This window comes from Saccharothrix coeruleofusca (assembly GCF_014648515.1).
Taxonomy (GTDB): Bacteria; Actinomycetota; Actinomycetes; order Mycobacteriales; family Pseudonocardiaceae; genus Actinosynnema; species Actinosynnema coeruleofuscum.
In genome coordinates this window covers 401,894-424,109 of sequence record NZ_BMRG01000002.1, presented here as the reverse complement: position 1 = coordinate 424,109, position 22,216 = coordinate 401,894, and the positions used below count along the sequence as shown (strand labels likewise).

The window sequence follows — 22,216 nt, the reverse complement described above, 5'->3', positions numbered from 1 at the left end:
ACCCTCCGCGAGGGGATGAGCGGGCCGCGTCCCCCGAAAGAGGGACGCGGCCTCGGCGCAGCAGGTCAGGAGCGGTCGAACTCCTGCGCCGCCAGCGCCCGCACGATGCCCGCGCGGCCCTCGGAGACCAGCCTGCGCAGCGCGGGCGGGTGGTCGCCCGCCAGCCACTGGTCCGCCGCGGTCACCGTCTCCGGCCGGATCGACCAGGACGGGAACAGCCCGATCACCACCGACTGCGCGCGCTCGCTGGAGCGGCGGTCCCACACCCCCGCCACGTCGGCGAAGTAGCGCTCCACGTACGGCTGGAGCAGCTCCTTCTGGCCGGGGTGCTGGATGCCCGCGATGATCGCCTCGCTGACCGCGTTGGGCAGCTCGTCGTCGTTGACCGCGCGCTCCCACGCCTCGTCCTTGGCCTCGCGGGTGGGGCGCAGCGCGCGGGCGGACTGGGCGCGGCGGTGGCCGGTCGCGGTCGGGTCGCGCCGCTCCTCCGCCTCGATCTCGGGCAGGTCGGCCGCGCCGTGGGCGACCAGCGCCTGCAGCAGCCGCCACCGCAGGTCGGTGTCCACGTCCAGGCCGGGCAGCACGTCGGTGCCGTCCAGCCAGCCGCGCAGCACCGCCAGGGTGTCGGCGTCGAGCACCGAGGTCGCCAGCGCGTTGACGAACGCCAGCTGGTGGTCCGAACCCGCCTCGGCGGCCCGCGCCAGCTCCAGCGTCCTGGCCGTGAACCGCCGCCAGCCCTCCGCGCGCCAGGAGGCGTCGGCGTAGGAGGACAGCGCGGTCTGCGCCTGGAGCAGCAGCCGCTGCACCACGCCCACCTCGGTCTCCGCGTGCAGGCCGCCCAGCACCAGGTTGACGAAGTCGCGCGCCTTCAGCTCGGCCTCGCGGGTCATCTCCCACGCCGCCGACCAGCACAGCGTGCGCGGCAGCGGCTCGGCGATGTCGGCGATGTGGTCGACCAGCGCGGCCAGCGAGTCCGGGTCCAGCCGCATCGTGCAGTAGGTCAGGTCGTCGTCGTTGACCAGCACCAGCTTGCCGCGCGGCACGCCGACCAGCTGGGGCACCTCGGTGCGCTCGCCGGACACGTCCAGCTCCACCCGGTGCTTGCGCACCAGCTTGCCGCCCTCGTCGTCGTACACGCCGATGGCCAGCCGGTGCGTGCGCAGCTCGCCCGCGCCCGGCCGCGCGCCGCCCTGCAGCACCGCGAACTCGGTGAACCGGCCCTGCGCGTCCACGCTGAACTTGGGGCGCAGCAGGTTCAGGCCGGTGGTCTCCAGCCACTGCGCGCTCCACCACGACAGGTCGCGGCCCGACGCCTCCTCCAGCGCGCCGAGCAGGTCGGCCAGGGTGGCGTTGCCCCAGGAGTGCTTGGCGAAGTAGACCCGCAGGCCCGCCAGGAAGTTCTCCAGGCCGACGTAGGACACCAGCTGCTTGAGCACCGAGGCGCCCTTGGCGTAGGTGATGCCGTCGAAGTTGACCTCGACCGCCTGCACGTCGGGGATGTCCGCGGCCACCGGGTGGGTCGAGGGCAGCTGGTCCTGCCGGTAGGCCCAGGACTTCTCGATCTTGGCGAACGTGGTCCACGCGTGCACGTACTCCGTGGCCGACGCCTGGGCCAGCACCGAGGCCCAGGTGGCGAACGACTCGTTCAGCCACAGGTCGTCCCACCAGCGCATGGTCACCAGGTCGCCGAACCACATGTGCGCCATCTCGTGCAGCACGGTCTCGGCGCGCCGCTCGTAGAGGTAGCGGGTGACGCGGCTGCGGAAGACGTAGTCCTCCAGGAAGGTGACGCAGCCCGCGTTCTCCATCGCGCCCGCGTTGAACTCCGGCACGAAGCACTGGTCGTACTTGCCGAAGGGGTACTTCACCCCGAAGGCCCCGTGGTAGAAGCCGAAGCCCTGCTTGGTCTCGGTGAACAGCCGCTCGTGGTCCATGTGGGGGGCCAGCGAGGCGCGGCAGTAGATGCCCAGCGGGATGGTGGTCTCACCGTCGGTGTACTCGTCCCGCCACTCGGCGTAAGGGCCAGCGACCAGCGCCACCAGATAGGTGGACATCGGTTTGGTGGTGGCGAACACGCGCCGTTCCGCACCGCCGGGGGCGTCCTCAGTGGATTCCACCGCCGCGTTGGAGATGACCTTCCAGTGGCTCGGCGCGGTCACCGCGATGTCGTAGACCGCCTTGAGGTCGGGCTGGTCGAAGCAGGTGAACATGCGCTTGGCGTCGGCGGTCTCGAACTGCGAGTACAGGTAGACCTCGCCGTCGACCGGGTCGACGAACCGGTGCAGGCCCTCGCCGGTGTTCATGTACCGGCAGTCCGCCTCGACGGTCAGCTCGTTGTGCTCGGCCAGGTCGGGCAGCCGCAGGCCCTCCTCCTCGCGGTATCCCGAGACGTCCAGCTCGACGCCGTTGAGCACGGCCCGGTGCACCGTCGCGGCCACGATGTCGACCCACGTGGAAGCGCCCGCAGAGCGGCTGCGGAAGGCCACCGTCGTGGTGGAGCGGAACGTGTCCGAGCCGGGCTTGCCGCCCCCGTCGGTCAGGTCCAGCTCGATCCGGTAGGAGTCGACTTCCAGCAGCTGGGCGCGCTGCTGTGCCTGGTCGCGGGTGAGGTTGGGTGCCGCCACTGGTCACCTCGTCTGTCGTCGCCGGCAGGACTCGGCGCCGACGTCGTCGGTACGGGGATGGTGTCGCGTCGGTGAACACGACAGTCGCATCCAATCACGAGCCGCGGGGGGAAGTGGACTCCCTTCCGCGGGAACGCTGCGCGGGTGCCCGTCCTCGGCGACGATGGAGCCGCAGGGGGCGGAGTCCGCCACCGCCCGACGCCAGAAGGGCAACGCACCATGACGGCTGAAGGAGCCACCAAGGTCAACTTCTACTTCGACCCGGTCTGCCCGTTCGCCTGGATCGCCTCGCGCTGGATACTGGAAGTGGAGTCGCAGCGCGACATCGACCTCGACTTCCACGTGATGAGCTTGTCAGTGCTGAACGAGGGCCGCGACCTGGACGAGCGCTACCGCGACGCGATGGACCGCGCGTGGGGCCCGGTCCGGGTGAGCATCGCCGCTGCCAAGCACCACGGCGACGCGGTGCTGCGCGACCTCTACACGGCGATGGGCACGCGCATCCACAACGAGGGCAACAGCGACTACGACGCCGTCATCGAGCTCGCCCTGGCGGACGTCGGCCTGCCCGCCGAGCTGGCCGAGGCCGCGCGCTCGGCCGAGTACGACGAGGACCTGCGGGCCAGCCACCACCGGGGCATGGACCCGGTGGGCATGGACGTGGGCACGCCGACCATCCACATCGACGGGGTGGCCTTCTTCGGGCCGGTGCTGAGCAGGATCCCTCGCGGCGAGGACGCGGTGACGGTTTTCGACGGCGCTCGGGCGCTGACCAGCTTCCCGCAGTTCTTCGAGCTCAAGCGCACCAGGACGGGGACGCTGGACTTCTCGTTAGCCCTCGGGGCAGGATGTGACACGTTGGGCCGTTCAGGGCTTCGAAGTGTTACATCCCGTCGGGAGGGGTCGTGCTCCAGGTCGTCAACCCGACCACCGAGGAAGTCATCGGCGAGGTCGCCGAGGGCACGCCCGAGGACGTCGACGCCGCGGTGACCCGCGCCGCCGCGGCCTTCCCTGCGTGGGCGGCGACCCCGGTCGACGAGCGCGCGAAGCTGGCCAGGCGGGTCGCCGAGGAGCTGGCCGCGCGCGCCGACGAGTTCGCCACCACCATGACCGCCGAGATGGGCACGCCCACCACGTTCGCCACGCGGGTGCAGGTGCCCAACCCGGTCGGCATCGCGCGCGGCGTGGCGGCGGCGCTGGAGGCGGGCTACTTCGCGGGCGAGGAGATCGGCAACTCGCTGGTGCTGCGCGAGCCGGTGGGCGTCGTGGGCGCCATCACCCCCTGGAACTTCCCGCTGCAGCAGATGGTCGCCAAGGTCGTGCCCGCGCTGGCGGCGGGCGACGTCGTGGTGCTCAAGCCCAGCGAGCTGGCGCCGGGGACGGCGGACCTGCTGGCCGAGGTGCTGCGCTCGCTGGACCTGCCCGAAGGGGTGTTCCAGGTGGTCCACGGCCTCGGGCCGGTGGTGGGGGAGGCGCTGGCCGCGCACCCCGCCGTGGACGCGGTGTCGTTCACCGGCTCCACCCGCGCCGGTCGCCGGGTGGCCGCGCTGGCCGCCGGGACGGTCAAGCGGGTGGCGCTGGAGCTGGGCGGCAAGTCCGCCAACGTGGTGCTCGACGACGCGGACCTGGCGCGCGCGGTGAAGATCGGCGTGGCCAACGCGTTCATGAACAACGGCCAGGCGTGCAGCGCGTGGACCCGGCTGCTGGTCCCCGCCGACCGGCACGACGAGGCGGTGGAGCTGGCCGTGGCCGCGGCGGCCAAGTACGAGCCGGGCGACCCGGCGCTGCCCGCGACCCGGCTCGGCCCCGCCGTCTCCGCCGCGCAGCGCGAGCGCGTGGTCGGCCACATCCGGTCCGGGATCGAGCAGGGGGCCCGGTTGGCCCTCGGCGGCGTGGAGCGGCCCACCGAGCGGGGCTTCCACGTCGCCCCCACCGTCTTCGGCGGCGTCACCCCGGAGATGTCCATCGCCCAGGAGGAGATCTTCGGTCCCGTGCTCTCGGTGATGCCCTACGCCGACGAGGACGACGCGGTCCGCATCGCCAACTCGACGATCTACGGGCTGGGCGGGGCGGTGTTCTCCGCCGACGAGGACCGCGCCCTGGCGGTGGCCAGGCGCCTGCGCACCGGGCAGGTCGACATCAACGGGGCGGCCTTCAACACCAGCGCGCCGTTCGGCGGCTACCGGCAGTCCGGCAACGGCCGGGAGTTCGGCCGCTTCGGGCTGGACGAGTTCACCGAGGTGAAGTCCATCCAGCGGTAGGGATCAGCGGGCGAGGTCGGTGAGCACGCCGTCGGCGAGCACGGGGACCGCCCGGCTCGCCCCGACCTCGCCCGCCAGCGCCACGTCGGCGGCGTGACCGGCCGCGGCCAGCTCGCGCCCGGACACGCACCCGGCCAGGAACTCCGCCACCGCGGCCCGCTCGAACACCCCCGCCGCCAGATCGGCCTCGACGGAGAGCGGGCCGTGCTCGCGCAGCGACGCCACCACGGCCCCCGCCCCCAGCAGGTCCTCCGCGCTCGGCCGCAGCGGGCCGCCGGAGGCGTCGGCGGCGATGCCCACCCCCCACCGCTCGCCCGCCGGGACGACCCCGATCGGGCGGTCCCCGGCGATCGCCCCGGCCGCGCGGCCCACCGCCTCCGCGTTGCGCAGGCACCCGACCAGCACGGTCGCCCCGGTCCCCGCCGCCAGCCCGCACAGCGTCGCGCCGTTCGGGGAGGGCAGCTCCACCACGGCCCCGGCGGGCACGTCCACCAGCGAAGACGGCCGCAGGTTCCACCGCGACGGCGGCACCGCCGCCCGGTCCGACCAGGTCACCGGCCGCACCTCGGCCCCGCGACCCACCGCCACGTCCACCGCCGTGCTGAACGACAGCACGTCCACCACGACGAGCACGGCGCACTGCTCGCCCAGCGCGGCCACGCCCTCACCGCCCCACTCCAGGCGGACCCGGCTGCCCTGTTGTCCGAACACGCGCGCCAGGATGGCAGACTCCTGTGACGTGCGCGTCTACCTGGGATCGGACCACGCGGGCTTCGAGCTGAAGTCCCACCTCGTCAAGCACCTGACCGCCGCGGGCCACGACGTGGTCGACGTCGGCCCGGCGGTCTACGACGCCGAGGACGACTACCCGCCGTTCTGCATCGAGGCCGCCCGCCGCGTGGTGGCCGACGAGGGCAGCCTCGGCATCGTGGTCGGCGGATCGGGCAACGGCGAGCAGATCGCCGCGAACAAGGTGCCGGGCGCGCGCGCCGCGCTGGCCTACAGCGTCGAGACCGCCCAGCTCGCCCGCCAGCACAACAACGCCCAGCTCATCGGCGTGGGCGCGCGGATGCACTCCACCGAGGAGGCCACCGCGATCGTGGAGGCGTTCCTGGCCACCCCGTTCTCCGGGCAGGAGCGGCACGCCCGCCGGATCGACATGCTCAGCGAGTACGAGCGCACCGGCGAGGCCCCGGCCCTGCCCTGATGGCCTCCCTGCGCGAGCTGCTGTTCCGCGACATCGACGGCAACGGCACGACCGAGCCGTACGCGGTGATCGACGCGGGCGTCACCGACCGCCGCTACCTCGACCGGATTCCCGGCCTGCGCGAGGTGCTGGCCGACGACGCGGCCGAGGGCTACCACCGCTTCCTGGCCGTGGTCGCGCTGGCCAGCTGGGGCCACGCCCCGGTGTACCCGGTGGTGGCCGCGATCGCCGAGGCCGGGCGGCGCTCGCCCTGGTTCGGCCGCGTCACCGACGGCCGCGACCGCGACTACAGCTTCCCGACGCTGGCCGGTGCGGTCGCGGAGGGGCGCGCGCTCACCGACGATGAGCCCGCGCGGCTGACCGCGGTGCGCGCGTTGACCCGGAGGGCGGACGAGGTGTTCTTCCACTGGCAGCTGGCCTACGCGGCGGACGACCCGGCGCTGACCGACGCCGTCGCCGAGGTGGTCGACCGGGGCCTGGCCCGCGACGACGAACCCGACTTCGACCGCTCCGTGCAGCTGGCCGACCTGTGCGCGGTGCTGGCCAGGCACGACCGGCCACGCGCCGAGGAGCTGGCCCACCGCCTGCTCGCGCGGGACTCCCGCACGGTGACGCGCACCCACCTGTGCTCGGTCGTGCCCTTCCGCGAGGTGACCGGTGCCTGAGGGCCACACGCTGCACCGGCTGGCCCGGCTGCACCACGAGCGCTACGCGGGCCACGTCGTCGAGGTCTCCAGCCCGCAGGGCCGCTTCGACGCCTCGGCGGTGGACGGCCGCGTCATGGTCGAGGCCGAGGCGCACGGCAAGCACCTGTTCCACGTCTACGGCCCGGACGCGGTCGTGCACGTCCACCTGGGCCTCTACGGCGTGTTCACCGAGTTCACCCACCCGGTGGTGGACCCGGTCGGCCAGGTGCGGATGCGCGTGGTCGGCCCGACGCACTGGACCGACCTGCGCGGCCCCAACCGGTGCGAGGTGCTCGACGAGGCCGCGGTGGACCGCCTGCGCGGCAGGCTGGGCCCGGACCCGCTGCGCGCCGACGCCGACCCCGAAGCGGCCTACCAGCGCGTCTCCAGGTCCAAGCAGTCCATCGCGCAGCTGCTGATGGACCAGGGCGTGCTGGCGGGCGTCGGCAACGTCTACCGCGCCGAGGTGCTGTTTCGGCACAACCTCGACCCGTTCACGCCGGGCGACCGCGTCGACCGGGCGCTGTGGGGGGAGCTGTGGGCCGACCTGGTCGCGCTGATGAGCGACGGCGTCCGGGACGGCTACATCGACACCGTGCGGCCCGAGCACCGGCCCGAGGTGATGGGCCGCCCGCCCAACCCGAACCGGCGCGGCGAGGTCTACGTCTACCGGCGCACCGGCGAGCCCTGCGTGCTGTGCGGGACGCCCGTGGCGACCGCGAAGCTGGCCGGGCGCAACCTCTACTGGTGCCCGAACTGCCAGAAGCCCTGAGACGGACGAAGGGGGGAGGCCGCGGCGGGCCTCCCCCCTTCTCCTCCCCCTCGACAATCGCTCAGAAGTCGAACCCGCCGAAGTCGCCGCCGAAATCCCCGCCGAAGTCGCCGCCACCGAAGTCGCCGCCCGCGTCACCACCGGCGTCACCACCGGCGTCGGCTCCCGCGTCACCGCCCGCGTCGCCACCGTCGGCGTTCATGCCGTCGGCGTACCCGTCCGCGTAGGCGACCCCGGCCATGCCCGAGAACATCGCGTTCATCAGCAGGAACGAACCCACGCCCCAGGCGCCCGCGACCAGCGCGGGCTTCCACCACGGCTCGCTGTACCAGCCCTGCGGCACCGGCCGCCCGGCCACCATGCCGCCGGGGTAGTAGTGCGGCGTGGCCTGACCCGGCCGCGGCGAGGCGGCGTAGTGGTGGCCCTGGACGTCGACCTGGCGCTCCTCGGTGACCCGCCCCGCGCGGCTCTGGCCGGTGAGGTCGGGCAGCTCGGGACCGGGGTCCATGCCCATCGCGGTGCGCGCCGCGCGCACGTAGTACAGGCCCTCCATGGCGGTCTGCGTGACCAGCCGGGCCTGCTCCACCGTCCGCGCCTGCTCCATCTGCGAGCCCGCCGCGGTGAACCGCTCGGAGGCGTCCGCCAGCGCCTGCTGGGAGGCGGTGTCGGTGCCGGTCAGGCTCATCACCTGGCCGCCCAGCCGCTCCACCCAGCGGCGGGCGTCGGCCTGCGCGTCCTCCAGCTCCCGCTGCCGGGCCGCGGCGCGGTTGCGGGCGACGAGCAGACCTGCGCCGACCACCACGACGAGCAGCACGAGCAGCACCAGACCGGTGCCCACGGTTCCTCCCGGAGATCGGGGCGGCTACTCGCCGCCTTTGTCCGGAACAACGCCGAGGCCCCGCATCGGGTTCCCGGAGCGACCTAGAACACCTCGGGGCAGTGCGGCTCGCGGTCGCCGAGGAAGGCGTGCGACAGCGCGGCGAGAGCGCCCGCCGACCGCTCGTGCACGGCCTGCGCCGCCCCCAGCACCGTCAGCCGGGTCCCGCCGAGGTACGCCGCGCCCAGCGCCCGCACGTCCATCGCCAGGTCCGGCGCGTCGGAGGTGCGCCGCACGACCGCCTCACCGCCCTTGACCGTCATCCGCCAGGTGCCGGCGTTCCACGGGCACAGCTCGTCGGAGACCTCCAGCACCACGTCCACATCGGACTGGTAGCGGCGCAGCGCCAGCGCGCGGTCCACGTCCACCAGCCGCACCCACAGCGAGTCCGCGCGGCTGCGCAGCGCCAGCCGCGAGTCGGCCAGCAGGTGCACCACCGGATCGTCCGCGGCGGTGAACAGCTGGAGCTCGCCCACCAGGTCCACGTCCAGCAGATAGCGGTAGAGCGCGGCGAAGGCCACGGCGTCCTCCGCGGCCAGCTCCCGCACGTACAGCTGGTGCCGAGGACCGCGCTCCTGCCAGTCCTGCGTGACCCGGTAGACCGCGTAACCGCGCGGGTGCAGCACGTAACGGTAGGCGCTGCGGCCGTGTCGGTCCCGCTCCTCGTCCCTGAGGCGGTACTCCCACATCGCGTCGTCGCGGCTCAACCAGCCCGTGCGGTGCGGCCGGACCCGCTCGTACAGCTCCTTGATCACCGGCATGGCCTGCTGCCGGGGCGCCTCGCGCACCCGCTCGTCCCCGACCGAGACGTGCGGCAGGAACTCCGCGCGCGCGGGCACGGACAAGCGCAGGAAGTCCGCCGCATAGCCGTAGCCGTAGCGGCCGTAGATGGCCGCTTCGGAAGCCCACAGCGCCGCCAGCGGCTCACGCGCCTGCTCGTGCAGCCCGTGCAGCTGGGCCCGCATGACCATGTTCAGCACGCCGCGCCTGCGGTGTCCCGGTCTCACCACGACCGAGGTGACCGCCGCAACCGCTTGCGGTCCGGCGCCGGGCAGCGTCATCTCCCGGCTCTGGATGCCACCGCCGCCGATCAGCTCGTCGCCGTCGAAGACGCCGTGGTGCCGCTCGGCCTCGAACAGGCCGTGCCACCGGCCGACGTGCTCCTCATCGACATCGGATAAGAACGCGGCGTTCACCAACCGCTGGAACCGTGCCGAGTCATCGGGGACGAGAGTGCGGATGGTCAGACCCATGCGGTGTTCATACGCCCCGAGGCAGGCAACCGCGACCGAGTTTCGGAGGCACCTCCTCCCCGTGAGTCGACCCCTCGGGTGCCGCGAGTTCAACGCCCGGGCCGCCCGTCCAGGTCGTTCAGTCCGACACGAAGCAGAACTCGTTGCCCTCGGGGTCGAGCATCACCTGGAACCGCCCCTCGGCGTCCGACTGGACCTCGCCCCGCTTCACCGCACCCAGCTCCAGCGCCCGCCGCGTCGCCGCCCCGATGTCGTCCACCTCGACGTCGAAGTGCAGCCGGTTCTTCACCGACTTGCCCTCCGGCACCGGCTGGAACGCCACCCGCGGCCACCCCTCGGCCTCGACGTGCGACCACCCCGACGGCCGGTCGACCGGCTCCGCGCCGAGCAACGCCGCCCAGAACCGCGCGAGCGCCGCGGCGTCCGAGCAGTCCACCACCACCTGGTCCAAACCCATGCGCGTCATGGTGGAGGACTACCCGCGCGGCGCGTACATGATCAGGCCGACGCCCACCAAGCACACCACCGCGCCGATCACGTCGAACCGGTCGGGCCGGAACCCGTCGACCACGACACCCCACACCAGCGAACCCGCCACGAACACCCCGCCGTACGCGGCCAGGATGCGCCCGAAGTTGGCGTCGGGCTGGAGCGTGGCCACGAACCCGTACGCGCCCAGCGCGAGCACGCCCAGCCCCGCGAACAACCACCCGCGCTGCTCCCGGACCCCCTGCCAGACAAGCCAAGCACCACCGATCTCGGCGATGGCGGCGAGGACGAACAGGATCGCGGAGCGCAGCACGGTCATGCCCGTCAGCCTGCCATTGGGCCGACCCCGCTTGTCCGGAATGGACTCGCTGGAGGTTCGCCCCGTGCGGATGGACCTACTCCGAGCCATCTCCACGCAGCTCGGACAGCCATTCGGAAACCTGGTGGAGGTCGTGCAGGTACTCCCCGGCGGGGCCGGCGGGGAGATCGATCCCGTGCAGGCGACCAAGGGCGCTCCACACCAGCGGGTCCGCCACGTCAACGTCCTCGGTGAAGTACCGAGCCGCCCACCGGTCGACCTCCTCCCGGCCGGCCGCACCGCTCAACAGCCGCTCGAACTGCCTCTCGACATCAGCGCGCGAAGGCGGCTCCAAGCTCATGGTCGTCGAGTGTGGCAGCTGATCGGCAGCGGATCACCGAGCAACCCCAGCGCGCGGGCCGGTCTCAGCGGAACGCGTCGACGTTGCGGGCGGCCCAGTCGGCGAAGGTGCGCGGGGCACGGCCCAGGACCCGCTCGACGTCCGGGCTGACGCGCAGCTCGGCCGGACTGGGGGAGCTGAGGATGTCCAGGGTGTCGTCGGCGAGCTCCCCCGGCATGGTCCGCACCATGCCCGCCTTGGCCTCCTCGCGGGTGAGCTCGTGGAACCGCACCGGCGAGCCCAGCGCGTCGGCGATGGCCTCCGCCTGCCCGCGCGGCGAGATCAGCTCCGGACCGGTCAACTCGTACACACCGCCGTTGTACCGGTCCTCCAGCAGGCAGGCCGCCGCGACCTCGGCGATGTCCGCCGGGTCGATCAGCGGCACCGCGATGTCACCGAAAGGCGCGGCGACGACCCGCCGCGTGCGCACGGACTCGGCCCACCACAAGGCGTTGGAGGCGAAGCCGCCCGGCCGCAGGACGGCCCACTCCAGACCGGACTCCCGCAGCGCGTCCTCCAACTGGCGCATCGCGACCCGCGTCCGGCCGAAGGGCCTGGTGACCACGCCCAGCGTGGAGAGCAGGACGACCCGGCGGACCCCGTTGGCCACCGCTTGGCCGATGATGTCGGTCGGCTTGGCTTCGGGGGCGTGCATGTCGCCGGACAGCAGCAGGAACAACGCCTCCGCGTCGGCCAGCAGCGGTTCCAGGACCGCGGGCTCGGCCAGGTCGGCCGTCACGTGGCGGACGCCGTCCGGCACCTCCGCCGTGCGCCGCGACACCGCCGTCACCTTCTGGCCCGCCTCAGCCAGCGCCCGCGTCAGCGGCTTGCCGATGTTCCCGGTAGCACCGGTCACCACGATCATGAGCAGCTCCTCGCTCGATCTCCTCTTGTGGCGGCGACGCTAGGAGCTGGGCTAACTATTGGTAAGGACGTACCTCTCGGTAAGCTCAGTACATGACGGGAGGTGTGCAGCTACCGCAGGCCGAGGCGGACCAGCGGTATGAGGTGTTTCACACCGACTGCCCCGCGCGCACCGTGATCGACCACGTGACCAGCAAGTGGGGCGTCTGGGTGCTGATCTCCCTGCGCGGCGGCGACCTCCGGTTCTACGAGCTGCGTGAGAGCATCCGGGGCATCAGCGAGAAGATGCTGGCCCAAACCTTGCGCGGCCTGGTCGAAGACGGCTTGGTCCGGCGCGAGGTCGAGCCGACGACCCCGCCCCAGGTCACCTACGGGCTGACGGAGTTCGGCCGGGAGGTCAGCGAACCGCTGGGCGACCTGCTCGACCGGATCACCCAACGGCTGCCGTCGCGCGGTGAGGGATAGTGCGGTCACTGAGTGACCTGCGGTGCGGAATGTGAATCGCTGAAGATCTGAAAGGTATCCCGCACAAACCCTGATGAGAGCGTGGACGCTGCCATCAGGACTGCATCGTGTCCTCGACTGGTCGCTCTGGGCCCTGGGATGGGGAGGGGGCGATGAGCTGCGGATTTCTCTGCCTCGAGAGGCTGACGTGATCATTTCCGCTCGTCGTTCACCATAGTTGATCAATGCTATTCCGTGTCCGGTGGCCTGATCGCGGGATCCGTCGCCTTTGCTCAACTTGAACCAGTGCTGACCGCTCGAACGAGTGTAGTGGCGACTACAGTTCGACAACGTCGTGTGATGGCGGCGATGATCATGCGTTGTGAGGTAGGATCCCGTATGTTGCCTGAATCGACGGGAGTGTGTCAATGGGTGACGGTGATGGGCGAGGCTTAAATGAGAACAGCGTGGTGAACGTTTTCCATGGAAATGTTGTACAGGCTGTTCATGTCGGCGCACGGGCAACTTCGAACCCGGAGGGCGACGGATACTCTGAGCGCCGCCAGTCATTTCTTTTCAACTTCTACAACCAAGCCTTCAAGCAGGCGGAGATCACGTTCCGCATGAGCTTGGTGTTTATGGGTATAGGCGCAATTGTCGTGCTCGCGGGTGGCGGATTGGCACTTCTGCGCGGGAGTGGTCCTGGGCTTAACTACGCGGCGCTGGTTTCAAGCTTGAGCGGTGCCATCATTGGGACGTGCGGTGGAGCGTTTGCGTTGCACGCCAATCGGGCACGCAGGCACTTGACCGAACAGGTTGAGAAGATCGAAAAGGAGTTGCAGTCTGATCGTCGACTGCAGCAAACGCTTCAGCTTATCGAGCAGGTTGATGACAGCACACTGCGGGACCGACTTAAGAGCGTGACCGCCATGCGCGCTCTTGATGTCGAGCCCGATGCTCAAGCTGTAACCAGTCATCTCTTGGCGGACAGTACCACGGTGACGCCTAAAGCGCTGCCACGGGATGGGCGGCGCAAACGGTGATGGAATAATAACTCCAGGTGGGGCGGCGAATATTGTGGCCATGTCGTTCGTTGACGAAGTGGCGAAGCTGTTGTGGTCGGAAGCGGCTTGGTGGCAATTCGCCTCTCCGTGGCACACGGCCTTTCAGGGCGCAGGAACCTGCTCCGCGTGACTGCTTGGTGGAACGGAACGCGGGCCCAGTGGCAGCGATGCGGGGAGGCTGTGCAAATGTGAGGCGGGGTTGGCCGCATCGCGGTAGTCGACCGTACTGATCTCAGAGAGCCGTATTCGGCAACTGTGAGGGTTCAATCCCGATGCCCGCCTGCACCAGGGAGAGCAGCGGTTCGGCAATGCTTGGTGCGGCAGCGATGGTATGGGTGGCGGCCGAGGTGTGTTCGCGGCCGGTGCTGTCGAGTGCGATGGCTCCGGCTTCGCGGGCGATGAGGACGCCTGCGGCGATGTCGTGGGTCTTGTTGGACATGATCACGGCGGCGTCGATGCGGCCTTCGGCCAGCCAGGTGAGGTCGTGGGCGGCGGATCCGAACATGCGGATGCGTTCGACTTGGGCGGCCAGTGCGGCGGTGAGGGCGATGCGCTGCTTGTTCTTCTCGTGGGAGTCCTCGCCGGTGGCGTGGTCGCCGATGGCGACCATCGCCTTGGACGGCTCGGCCGTGGTGCTCACTCGGATGGGGCGACCGTTGACGTACGCGCCGTGGCCGTGGGCGGCGGTGTAGTGCAGGTCCGCGTAGGGCAGGGCGATGGCGGCGACAATGGCACGGTCTCCCTGCATGAGTCCGAGGGAGACTCCGCACAGTGGCACGCCGTGGACGAGGTTGGCCGTTCCGTCGACGGGGTCCAGTGACCAGTGAAGGTCGCTGTCGGCGGTCTGGTCGTCCGCTCCCCCTTCCTCGCCGATGAAGCCGATCTCGGGAGTGATTTTGGCCAGATAGGCGCGTATCTCGTGTTCGATGCGTAGATCGACGTCGGTGAAGGTGTCTCGGTCGGCCTTCTCGATGACTGTTTGCGGCCTGGTGGTCTTGATCAGGTCGGTTCCGATGGTCACGGCCTGACGTGCGATCTCGGCCAGTCGGTCGGGCGAGGGCGTCACGCGGTCTCCTTGGCGCGGTTCCACATCGGGTCGAACACCAGGAGGAGGTGGCGAACAGGCCGGGCGCGGCGTCGTCCTTCCCTATGAGGAGTGTGAAGGACTCGACGCCTCGGCACTGCACTCGGCCTGATCGGTGATGGTGATGTAGTGGCGGATTGGCTCGTCGTAGGCCCTGGTAGCCACCCCCCGTGCAAAGCCGCGCCCCATCTGGGTGCGGCCCTCAGAGGGTGGGGTTCCATGCGAGCCACTGTCCTATGTGGACAGACTGCGTGATCGTGTCGGGCCACCTGGTGATGCTGGCTCTGCTGTCCCGCTGGCCGCCTTGGCGGTGTGGGTGGGGCTGCACCCCGGGCCGCTTGGCGGCACGGCCGGTCATCGAGTGGCAAGGGTGACGGTGTACGTGCCCCTTGGGTCGGCGATGCGGCTGGCGGATCTGGGCAAGCGGAACCAGGGGGTACCGCACCAAGCTGCGGTGGTTCAGCAAGGTGATGGGGACTGCCCGAAAGGGCACAGAAGAGGGCCCGTGAGGGGCACGGAAGATCCACGGAAGCGAGAAGACCGTCCACGGAGGACGGTCGGCAAGCGATCTACCAGCGGAGCAAGACGAGAGCGGGTGACGGGAATCGAACCCGCATGACCAGCTTGGAAGGCTGGGGCTCTACCATTGAGCTACACCCGCATCGCACCCACGGGGTGGGTGCGGAAACAGCTTAGCGTGTCACGCTAAGGTGGTAAGGACCGGGGCGTGGCGCAGTTTGGTAGCGCACCCGCTTTGGGAGCGGGGGGTCGCAGGTTCAAATCCTGTCGCCCCGACTGGGCGGGGCCTACCAGCGGAAACGCCGGTAGGCCCACTCAGCTCGGCGGTCACCGGTGGCTCAGGCGATGAAGTACTCGCCGCCGCACGCCTCGGCCAGCGAGCTGCCGAACAGCGCCGCCGGGGTGTGGAAACCCGGCTTCCCCTGGCCCGTCAGCAGGCGGTGGACCACTTCGGCGGGCACCACGCCGGTCCACGCCTGGGCCTCGCCGACGCGCAGCCAGCCCTCGCGTTCCGTGCCGTCCGCCCATCGGACTACGGCGTGACCCCACGAGTACTCGCGGGGCTGTGGCCTGGCCTTGATCTTCACCGCGGCCAGTTGCCGCTTGGCGAGGGTCCGCACGGGCCCGATCGCCAGCAGCGACATGGCCAGTCGCATGATCGTCCGCGCCACCGGAGATGACGGGACTTCGCTGGACGCGGCGAGCACGTCGGGTGCGCCGCTGGCGCGTTGAGCGGCGACCAGTTCGCCCAGTGGCATGGCGGAGGTGGTGACCGTCGCTCCGTCGGGGAGCACGAAGCGGGTCGGCTCGTCCCCCAGCCGTGCCGGGGCCAGTCGCCCGTCCCGGTACCGGCGGCCCTGGTACCGGCCGCCGCCCTCAACGCCGGGAATCCCCTCGACGAAGGTGCCTGCCAGCGCTTCCCCGACGACGCCTTCCTTCATCGCGAGCGAGGGGATCATGTCCACCCGCACCTGCTCGGGCGTCGGGCGTCCCTCGCACAGCTTCACGACCACGCTCTCGGTCGCGGTCACGCCGAACCCGGCGCCGGTCACGATCGTGCGGCCCGCCGTGGCGGCGGCCTCGTCGAGGGCGAGCGTCGTGGAGAAGGAGGCCAGGTCGTTGGCCAGGTCGAGGTAGTGGCTCGCGGGCAGGCACGCCCGCGCCAGCGGTGCCGCCGTCGTGCTGAACGGGCCGACCGTGTTGACCACGACGGCGGGGCGCTGCCTGCTGATCTCGGCCGCCATCTCGTCGACCGACGCCGCCACGACCACGCGGTCCCCCTCGGCTGCGGCGGCCAGGCGGTCCGCGTCCCGGCCGACCAGCACCGGCCGGATGCCGCGCTTCCTCAGCTCGGCCGCGATCGCGCGCCCGCTGCGGCCCGTGCCGCCCAGAATCCACACCTCGGTCATGGCAGTTCCACTCTCGCTCCGCTGCCGCCACAGTGACGACACGCAATGTCATCACCGTACAGTGCCATGACATCGCGTGTCATCGCATAGGCTGGTGGGGTGGGGAGATGGCGACCGGACGCGCGCGAACGCCTCCAGCGGGCGGCCTTCGAGCTCATCTCGGAGCGGGGGTTCGCCGCGACGACCGTGCCCGAGATCACCGCTCGGGCGGGTCTGACCACCCGCACGTTCTTCCGGCACTTCGCCGACAAGCGCGAGGTGCTCTTCGCCGAAGACGCCGGGGTGGCCGCGATCGTCACGGAGCTGATGGCGCGGGTGCCCGCCTCCGCCGCCCCGCTGGCGGTGGTCCGGGAGAGCCTGCGGCTCATGGCGGACACCTACTTCGAGGAGCGCAAGGAGGTGCTGCGCCAGCGCCGCGAGCTGGTCCGCTGCGACGAAGGGCTGCGCGAGCGCGAACTGCGCAAGCGCGCGGCCGTGTCCGACGCGATCCGGGAGGGTTTCCTGGCTCGCGGCCTCGACGCCACCCGCGCCACCCTGCTGGCCGAGACGTGCGTGACGCTGCTCGGCGTCTCCATGGCCGAGTGGCTGGACGACGACGACCGCTACCTCCGCGACATCGTCCGCGACACCTTCGAGACGCTGCGCGCGGAACTCGGCGCGGACGGGAGCGGGGAGTCGAACGGGTGACACGGCGGGTGGCGCGGGGTACCCGCGTGGCATGACGACAGCGCCGTTCGAACCCGATCCGAGGTTCCGCGAGGACCGCATCGCCGCCGCCGACCCCGGACCGGGCGGGCCCGAGCCCGCGGAGGGGTTCGGGGTGGAGGCCGAGGAGCCCGACCTCGTGGAGGACGACGAGTAGGGTCAGCCGCCCTGCAGGTCGACGACCGTGGAGATCGCGGCGGCGTGCTCCTGGAGCTGCCGGTCGTCGGCGTCCTCGCGGACGCCCCTGGCGAGCAGTTCGTCCCGCGACGTCAGCAGCAGCGCGCCGCGGAGGGCATCGGTGTCCAGGTCGTCGACCTTGACCACCTCGACCCTGCCCTCCACGAGCACCAGCGTCGGGTCGGGCAGGTCGGAGGTGAGCAGTTTTCGCAGGTCCTCGGCCGCAACGGTCATACCGCCTGCGGTACCCGCGACGCGGCCCCGCCAACCCTGTGGCCGTTCTTGAGCACCCCGCGGCTCAAGAACGGCTCCACAGGGTCACGGGTGGGCGGCCACCTGCTCGCTGACCACCTGTGCCGCGGCCGACACCAGGGCCGTGACCGACGGGTTGGCCGAGTTGTCCCGGCGCCACGCGAACTGGGTGCAGACCCGGAACGGCGGGGCCCACGGCAGTCGGCGCAGCCTGCCGTCGGCGAGTTCCGCGGCGACGGTCACCTCCGGGACCAGTGAGATCCCCAGGCCCGATGCCACCGCCCGCTTGGCGGCGTCGAGCGAGTCCAGCGCCAGCACCGGTGACCGGGACTCGGCCTCCCGCAGCCCGAGCGCCTGCTCGAACTGCTCGTAGTAGCTGGCGCCGTTCTCGGCCCGGATGAGCGTGCTGCCGCGCAGGTCCTGCTCGGTGATCACCGGGCGGCGGGTCAGCGCGTGGGTCGGCCCGGCGACCACGACCAGCGGCTCCTGGCACAGCACGGTCGTCTCCAGCCCTTCGTGGGCCTCGATCGGGCCGATGAAGAACGCGCAGTCCAGCCGTCCCTCGCCCACCTCGGCCAGGTTGGTCCTGGTGTTGCCGGAGTGCAGCGAGATCTGGACGCTCGGGTAGCGCCAGCACATGTACTCGATCAGCGGTAACAGCCTGTAGTCGGTGAGGCTCTGGGCGCTGCCGATGACCAGCTTGCCGTGCGGTTCGCCGTTCATCGTGATGGCTTTTCTCGCCTTGTCGGTGAGCGTGATGATGTTTCGCGCGAAAGGCAGCAGCTCGACCCCGGCGGAGGTCATCTGGATGCCGCGCGGAAGGCGGCGGAACAAAGGCACTCCGAGAGTTTCCTCAAGGGCTTTGATCCGCGTGGTGATGGTCGGTTGCGAGCAGTTCAGGGTGGCGGCTGCCTTGGTGAAACTGCCCGTCTGGACCACAGTCGTGAACGCCAGGAGTTGACGTGTTTCCATGGAACTCCCCAACGGTGCGTGAAGAGGGTGGGCCACGGGCGCGGGGCGTCGTGGGCCGGGTGCGTGGCGGCGGTCGGGCCTGGTCGTGCGCGTCCTGCGGGCGCGCGGTCAGGAGGCCGTCAACATCGCCGTGCTACCGCGTGGGGCGGGGCTCGGTGGGCGAGGTCCCCCGTAAGGGTCTCCACCGGTGGTCGTGCTGGTTCGTTCGGCAGCGGCGGAATTGATCTCATCGGGTCATCGGCACCTTTTCTGGTAGGTGGTTAAAGAGCTCGATGACATCGTCTGGCTCTTCGTCGCCGGCTGCGTCCGCTGCTGACCCCCCAGAACGTCCGGCGACTATTTAATTGAGTGGACCTCCGGGCGTGCGGGTCCGGGCGTTACGTTACCTGAAGCTCGCACTAATGGGCTACGGCGAGTGGAGTCATCTCGACAAGTGAAAACTTTCCACCCCTGGTTGCTCCGAACGGCCCTTGGTCACTCCTTTGGGCTAGTTGTCGACCGGCTGTGGTTGCCGAAGGTCAATCGCTGTTGCGACATCCGGGTGATGCTGGCGGGCTGCCGCCGATAGGCGGTTCTGTTCCGTCCGGCAGAGGCTGTGGCAGCCGGTCCGGTGAGCCTGTCCGTCCTCGACGCCGAGGCCGCGACGCGCGTCGACCCGCCGTCGTGACCTGTGGTCATAGGGCCTTCCGATGGCACGGGAGGCATCCACCGGGGTGTGCCCGTTCCGAAGGGGTGGGGCTTGGACGAGTGAACCATCTCCGTGGAATCGCTCTCACGATCCCGCCGGTAATTCCATCGGGTGTCGAAACAACTCCGGATATGGCGTCCTGGGTGACTCGAGGTTATTCGCCGGGTATTCACGCAGCGCTACCGCCGCGCCGCGGGCCGGGCGCCGGGCGGCCCCAGTCGGGGGTCGGCCCCCCTCGGAGTCCGGCCTCGCCTAGACTCGGGCGGAATCCCGACGCCAGTCCAGGTGTTCTCGGGATGTTCCGCACGTCCTGCCCGTTACGAGGAGACCACGTTGAAGAGCACCGTCGAGCACCTGAGCCCGACGCGGGTCCGGATCAACGTCGAGGTGCCGTTCGACGAGCTCAAGTCGGACTTCGACCGCGCCTACCGCAAGCTGGCCAAGCAGGTCCGCATCCCCGGCTTCCGCCCCGGCAAGGCCCCCGCCCGCGTGCTGGAGAGCCGCATCGGCCGCGCGCCGGTCCTGGACGAGGTCGTCCAGGAGGCCATCCCGGCCAAGTACCTGGAGGCCGTCAACTCCGGTGAGCTGCGCACCCTGGGCCGGCCGGACTTCGAGGTGACCAAGATCGAGGACGGCGAGTCGCTGGCCTTCACCGCCGAGGTCGACGTCCGCCCCGAGATCACCGTGCCCGCCTTCGGCGAGCTGTCGGTCACCGTCGACGACCAGGAGGTCACCGACGAGGACGTGGCCACCCAGCTCGACGAGCTGCGCGCCCGCTTCGGCACGCTGACCGGCGTCCAGCGGCCCGCCCAGCAGGGCGACTTCGTCGTGGTCGACCTCTCGGCGACCGTGGACGGCGAGGAGGTCGAGGAGGCCAAGACCACCGGCCTGTCCTACGAGATCGGCTCCGGCCAGCTCGTCGAGGGCATCGACGACGCCCTGATCGGCGCCGCCGAGGGCGAGACCAAGACCTTCACCACCACGCTGGTGGCGGGCGAGCACGCGGGCCGCGAGGCCGAGGTCTCCGTCGTGGTCAACAGCGTCAAGGAGCGCCAGCTGCCCGAGCTGGACGACGAGTTCGCCCAGCTGGCCAGCGAGTTCGACACCCTCGACGAGCTCAAGGACGACCTGCGGGTGCGCCTTGGCCGGGTCAAGAAGATGCAGCAGGGCGTCCAGGCCCGCGACAAGGTGCTGGAGGCGCTGCTGGCCAGCGTCGAGGTGCCGCTGCCCGAAGCCGTGGTCAAGGGCGAGATCGAGGCCCGCGAGCACGACGCCGTGCACGCCTTCGACCACGACGAGGCGCGCTTCGCCGAGTGGCTGGCCGAGCAGGGCCAGACCAAGGAGCAGTTCGACACCGAGGTGCGCGAAGCGGCCGAGCAGGCCGTGAAGACGCAGCTGGTGCTCGACGCCATCGCCGACGCCGAGCAGCTGTCGGTCTCCGACGCCGAGCTGACCGAGCGCATCATCTACCAGGCGCAGCGCTTCGGCGTCAGCCCCGACGAGTACGTCAAGCGGGCCCAGCAGTCCGGCCAGCTCGGCGCCATCTTCGCCGACGTGCGCCGGGGCAAGGCGCTGGCCTCCGTGGTCCGCCAGGCCACCGTCACCGACGCCGCGGGCAACGCCCTCGACCTGGACGAGCTGTTCGGCGAGGCGAAGTCCACTGAGGAGACCGCCGCGGGAACCCCCGCGGAATCCCCGGCCGGGGAGTGAAGCCCTGAGCGAACGCGGGCGGTGTCGGGAAGGCGACGCCGCCCGCCTTCGTTAAGGTCGTTGCTACGAGACTCTTTTCGGCAAAGTTAGGCAGGCAGACGTGACGCAGCACTCCTTCCCGACGCCCGAGATGCGGTCGGCCACGGGGATGAACCTCAACGACTCGGTCTACGAGCGCCTGCTCCGCGAGCGGATCATCGTGCTGGGGTCGCAGGTCGAAGAGGGCATCGCCAACCAGATCACCGCCCAGCTGCTCCTGCTCGCGGCCGAGGACCCCGAGAAGGACATCACCCTCTACATCAACTCGCCCGGTGGATCGGTGACCGCGGGCATGGCGATCTACGACACGATGCAGCTCATCGAGCCGGACGTGGCCACCTACGCGATGGGCCTGGCCGCCTCGATGGGGCAGTTCCTGCTCTCCGCGGGCGCTCCCGGCAAGCGGCACGCGCTGCCGCACGCGCGCATCCTGATGCACCAGCCGTCCGCGGGCGTGGGCGGTACCGCGGCCGACATCGCGATCCAGGCCGACATGCTCTCCCGGACCAAGCGGGAGATGGCCGAGCTGATCGCCGAGCACACCGGTCAGCCGGTGGAGCGCATCATCGCCGACTCCGACCGCGACCGCTGGTTCACCGCCCAGGAAGCCCTGGAGTACGGCTTCGTGGACAAGGTGATCAGCCGCGCCAGCCAGGCGAACTCCAACTGACCGGCGAGCACAGGACCAGGAGAACCACAGTGAGCCAGTTCCACGCGCCGCAGTCCCGGTACGTGCTCCCGTCGTTCGTTGAGCGCACCAGCTACGGCATCAAGGAGTCCAACCCGTACAACAAGCTGTTCGAGGAGCGCATCATCTTCCTCGGCGTGCAGGTGGACGACGCGTCGGCCAACGACGTGATGGCCCAGCTGCTCGTGCTGGAGTCGGAGGACCCCGACCGCGACATCCTGATGTACATCAACTCGCCGGGTGGCTCGTTCACCTCGCTGATGGCCATCTACGACACCATGCAGTTCGTCCGCCCGGACATCCAGACCTACTGCCTGGGCCAGGCGGCCTCGGCGGCGGCGGTGCTGCTGGCGGCGGGCACGCCGGGCAAGCGGCACGCGCTGCCCAACTCGCGGGTGCTGATCCACCAGCCCGCCACCGAGGGCGTCTACGGGCAGGTCTCCGACCTGGAGATCCAGTCCAACGAGATCCAGCGGGTGCGCAGGCTGCTGGAGACCACCCTGGCGCGGCACACCAGCCGCTCGCCGGAGCAGGTTCGCGACGACATCGAGCGCGACAAGATCCTGACGGCCGAGGAGGCCAAGGACTACGGCATCGTGGACAGCGTCCTGCCGTACCGGAAGCTCTCGGCCAAGGGCTGACGCGGACCCCCGACACGCCGAGCCGGCCGGGGTGCCGCTCGGATCGGCGGGTCGGGGGCACGCTGGTCCTCCCGCGCAGGCGGGTGGGACAGG

23 protein-coding genes, 2 tRNA genes and 1 pseudogene are annotated in these 22,216 nt (G+C 70.7%); 13 read left to right on the top strand and 13 right to left on the bottom strand.

From position 1 onward, the window contains the following. Positions 1-65 precede the first annotated feature (65 nt). Positions 66-2,624 (bottom strand): aminopeptidase N, encoded by a 2,559-nt coding sequence (gene pepN / locus IEZ00_RS06670; RefSeq protein WP_189222163.1) that lies wholly within the window; start codon positions 2,622-2,624, stop codon positions 66-68. Between the two features lie 219 nt (positions 2,625-2,843). Between pepN and IEZ00_RS06665 the strand changes: the two are divergent. Both IEZ00_RS06665 and IEZ00_RS06660 read left to right on the top strand, forming a co-directional pair. Then, positions 2,844-3,452 (top strand): annotated as a pseudogene (locus tag IEZ00_RS06665) (mycothiol-dependent nitroreductase Rv2466c family protein); the annotation flags it as partial. Between the two features lie 77 nt (positions 3,453-3,529). After that, entirely contained in the window at positions 3,530-4,885 is a 1,356-nt protein-coding gene (locus IEZ00_RS06660; RefSeq protein WP_189222161.1) for an aldehyde dehydrogenase family protein, read from the top strand. 3 nt (positions 4,886-4,888) lie between these two features. On the opposite strand, the gene IEZ00_RS06655 is transcribed toward IEZ00_RS06660, so the two are convergent. Continuing rightward, positions 4,889-5,596, bottom strand: a complete 708-nt coding sequence (locus IEZ00_RS06655) for a 2-phosphosulfolactate phosphatase (RefSeq protein ID WP_189222160.1) — start codon at positions 5,594-5,596, stop codon at positions 4,889-4,891. A 28-nt stretch (positions 5,597-5,624) separates the two neighbouring features. Between IEZ00_RS06655 and IEZ00_RS06650 the strand changes: the two genes are divergently transcribed. The 3 genes from IEZ00_RS06650 to IEZ00_RS06640 are packed head-to-tail and all read left to right on the top strand — an operon-like array spanning position 5,625 to position 7,550. Next, positions 5,625-6,092, top strand: coding sequence for a ribose-5-phosphate isomerase (locus tag IEZ00_RS06650; protein ID WP_189222578.1), 468 nt, complete (start codon positions 5,625-5,627; stop codon positions 6,090-6,092). Next, complete coding sequence (locus IEZ00_RS06645) at positions 6,092-6,757, top strand: hypothetical protein (RefSeq protein ID WP_189222159.1); 666 nt, start codon at positions 6,092-6,094, stop codon at positions 6,755-6,757. Before IEZ00_RS06650 ends, IEZ00_RS06645 begins: the two co-directional genes overlap by 1 nt. Beyond that, positions 6,750-7,550 (top strand): Fpg/Nei family DNA glycosylase, encoded by an 801-nt coding sequence (locus tag IEZ00_RS06640; protein WP_189222158.1) that lies wholly within the window; start codon positions 6,750-6,752, stop codon positions 7,548-7,550. The genes IEZ00_RS06645 and IEZ00_RS06640 overlap by 8 nt, the downstream gene beginning before the upstream one ends. Positions 7,551-7,611: 61 nt before the next feature. On the opposite strand, the gene IEZ00_RS06635 is transcribed toward IEZ00_RS06640, so the two are convergent. The 6 genes from IEZ00_RS06635 to IEZ00_RS06610 form a co-directional block, all read right to left on the bottom strand. Next, the gene (locus tag IEZ00_RS06635) at positions 7,612-8,388 is read right to left on the bottom strand and encodes a hypothetical protein (protein ID WP_189222157.1); all 777 of its coding nucleotides are present in this window, start codon (positions 8,386-8,388) and stop codon (positions 7,612-7,614) included. Between the two features lie 83 nt (positions 8,389-8,471). Next, positions 8,472-9,680 (bottom strand): GNAT family N-acetyltransferase, encoded by a 1,209-nt coding sequence (locus tag IEZ00_RS06630; RefSeq protein WP_189222156.1) that lies wholly within the window; start codon positions 9,678-9,680, stop codon positions 8,472-8,474. A gap of 118 nt (positions 9,681-9,798) precedes the next feature. After that, positions 9,799-10,137: a VOC family protein gene (locus IEZ00_RS06625; protein WP_189222155.1), complete on the bottom strand. Its 339-nt coding sequence runs from the start codon at positions 10,135-10,137 to the stop codon at positions 9,799-9,801. An 18-nt stretch (positions 10,138-10,155) separates the two neighbouring features. Then, positions 10,156-10,488, bottom strand: a complete 333-nt coding sequence (locus tag IEZ00_RS06620) for a YnfA family protein (protein ID WP_189222154.1) — start codon at positions 10,486-10,488, stop codon at positions 10,156-10,158. Positions 10,489-10,564: 76 nt separating this feature from the next. Further along, positions 10,565-10,828, bottom strand: coding sequence for a YxzC family protein (locus IEZ00_RS06615; RefSeq protein WP_189222153.1), 264 nt, complete (start codon positions 10,826-10,828; stop codon positions 10,565-10,567). A gap of 64 nt (positions 10,829-10,892) precedes the next feature. Further along, positions 10,893-11,732 carry an NAD(P)H-binding protein gene (locus IEZ00_RS06610; protein WP_189222152.1) on the bottom strand — a complete coding sequence of 280 codons (840 nt, stop codon included), beginning with the start codon at positions 11,730-11,732 and terminating at the stop codon, positions 10,893-10,895. Between the two features lie 92 nt (positions 11,733-11,824). On the opposite strand from IEZ00_RS06610, the gene IEZ00_RS06605 reads away from it, so the two are divergent. Beyond that, positions 11,825-12,196 (top strand): winged helix-turn-helix transcriptional regulator, encoded by a 372-nt coding sequence (locus IEZ00_RS06605; RefSeq protein WP_189222151.1) that lies wholly within the window; start codon positions 11,825-11,827, stop codon positions 12,194-12,196. A gap of 407 nt (positions 12,197-12,603) precedes the next feature. Then, the gene (locus tag IEZ00_RS06600) at positions 12,604-13,218 is read left to right on the top strand and encodes a TRADD-N-associated membrane domain-containing protein (protein WP_209615599.1); all 615 of its coding nucleotides are present in this window, start codon (positions 12,604-12,606) and stop codon (positions 13,216-13,218) included. A gap of 253 nt (positions 13,219-13,471) precedes the next feature. Here IEZ00_RS06600 and IEZ00_RS06595 read toward each other — a convergent pair whose 3' ends face one another. Beyond that, entirely contained in the window at positions 13,472-14,305 is an 834-nt protein-coding gene (locus tag IEZ00_RS06595) for an inositol monophosphatase family protein (protein WP_229795164.1), read from the bottom strand. Between the two features lie 608 nt (positions 14,306-14,913). Next, a tRNA-Gly gene (locus IEZ00_RS06590) sits at positions 14,914-14,984 on the bottom strand. A 60-nt stretch (positions 14,985-15,044) separates the two neighbouring features. Here IEZ00_RS06590 and IEZ00_RS06585 point away from each other — a divergent pair. Then, a tRNA-Pro gene (locus IEZ00_RS06585) sits at positions 15,045-15,118 on the top strand. 62 nt (positions 15,119-15,180) lie between these two features. On the opposite strand, the gene IEZ00_RS06580 is transcribed toward IEZ00_RS06585, so the two are convergent. Beyond that, the gene (locus IEZ00_RS06580; protein WP_189222149.1) at positions 15,181-16,251 is read right to left on the bottom strand and encodes a saccharopine dehydrogenase family protein; all 1,071 of its coding nucleotides are present in this window, start codon (positions 16,249-16,251) and stop codon (positions 15,181-15,183) included. Between the two features lie 99 nt (positions 16,252-16,350). On the opposite strand from IEZ00_RS06580, the gene IEZ00_RS06575 reads away from it, so the two are divergent. Beyond that, on the top strand, positions 16,351-16,938 hold the full coding sequence (locus tag IEZ00_RS06575; RefSeq protein WP_189222148.1) for a TetR family transcriptional regulator: 588 nt from the start codon (positions 16,351-16,353) through the stop codon (positions 16,936-16,938). A gap of 31 nt (positions 16,939-16,969) precedes the next feature. Beyond that, the gene (locus IEZ00_RS06570) at positions 16,970-17,113 is read left to right on the top strand and encodes a hypothetical protein (protein ID WP_189222147.1); all 144 of its coding nucleotides are present in this window, start codon (positions 16,970-16,972) and stop codon (positions 17,111-17,113) included. 2 nt (positions 17,114-17,115) lie between these two features. Here IEZ00_RS06570 and IEZ00_RS06565 read toward each other — a convergent pair whose 3' ends face one another. Both IEZ00_RS06565 and IEZ00_RS06560 read right to left on the bottom strand, forming a co-directional pair. Then, positions 17,116-17,367, bottom strand: coding sequence for a hypothetical protein (locus IEZ00_RS06565; protein WP_189222146.1), 252 nt, complete (start codon positions 17,365-17,367; stop codon positions 17,116-17,118). An 84-nt stretch (positions 17,368-17,451) separates the two neighbouring features. Next, a complete protein-coding gene (locus tag IEZ00_RS06560; protein WP_189222145.1) occupies positions 17,452-18,357 on the bottom strand; it encodes a LysR family transcriptional regulator in 906 nt (301 codons plus the stop codon). 1,021 nt (positions 18,358-19,378) lie between these two features. Here IEZ00_RS06560 and tig point away from each other — a divergent pair. The 3 genes from tig to IEZ00_RS06545 all read left to right on the top strand — a co-directional run bounded on the left by tig (position 19,379) and on the right by IEZ00_RS06545 (position 22,123). After that, positions 19,379-20,755, top strand: a complete 1,377-nt coding sequence (gene tig / locus IEZ00_RS06555; protein ID WP_189222144.1) for a trigger factor — start codon at positions 19,379-19,381, stop codon at positions 20,753-20,755. Between the two features lie 100 nt (positions 20,756-20,855). After that, positions 20,856-21,464 carry an ATP-dependent Clp protease proteolytic subunit gene (locus tag IEZ00_RS06550; protein WP_209615612.1) on the top strand — a complete coding sequence of 203 codons (609 nt, stop codon included), beginning with the start codon at positions 20,856-20,858 and terminating at the stop codon, positions 21,462-21,464. Positions 21,465-21,493: 29 nt separating this feature from the next. Next, on the top strand, positions 21,494-22,123 hold the full coding sequence (locus IEZ00_RS06545) for an ATP-dependent Clp protease proteolytic subunit (RefSeq protein WP_189222143.1): 630 nt from the start codon (positions 21,494-21,496) through the stop codon (positions 22,121-22,123). Positions 22,124-22,216 lie beyond the last annotated feature (93 nt).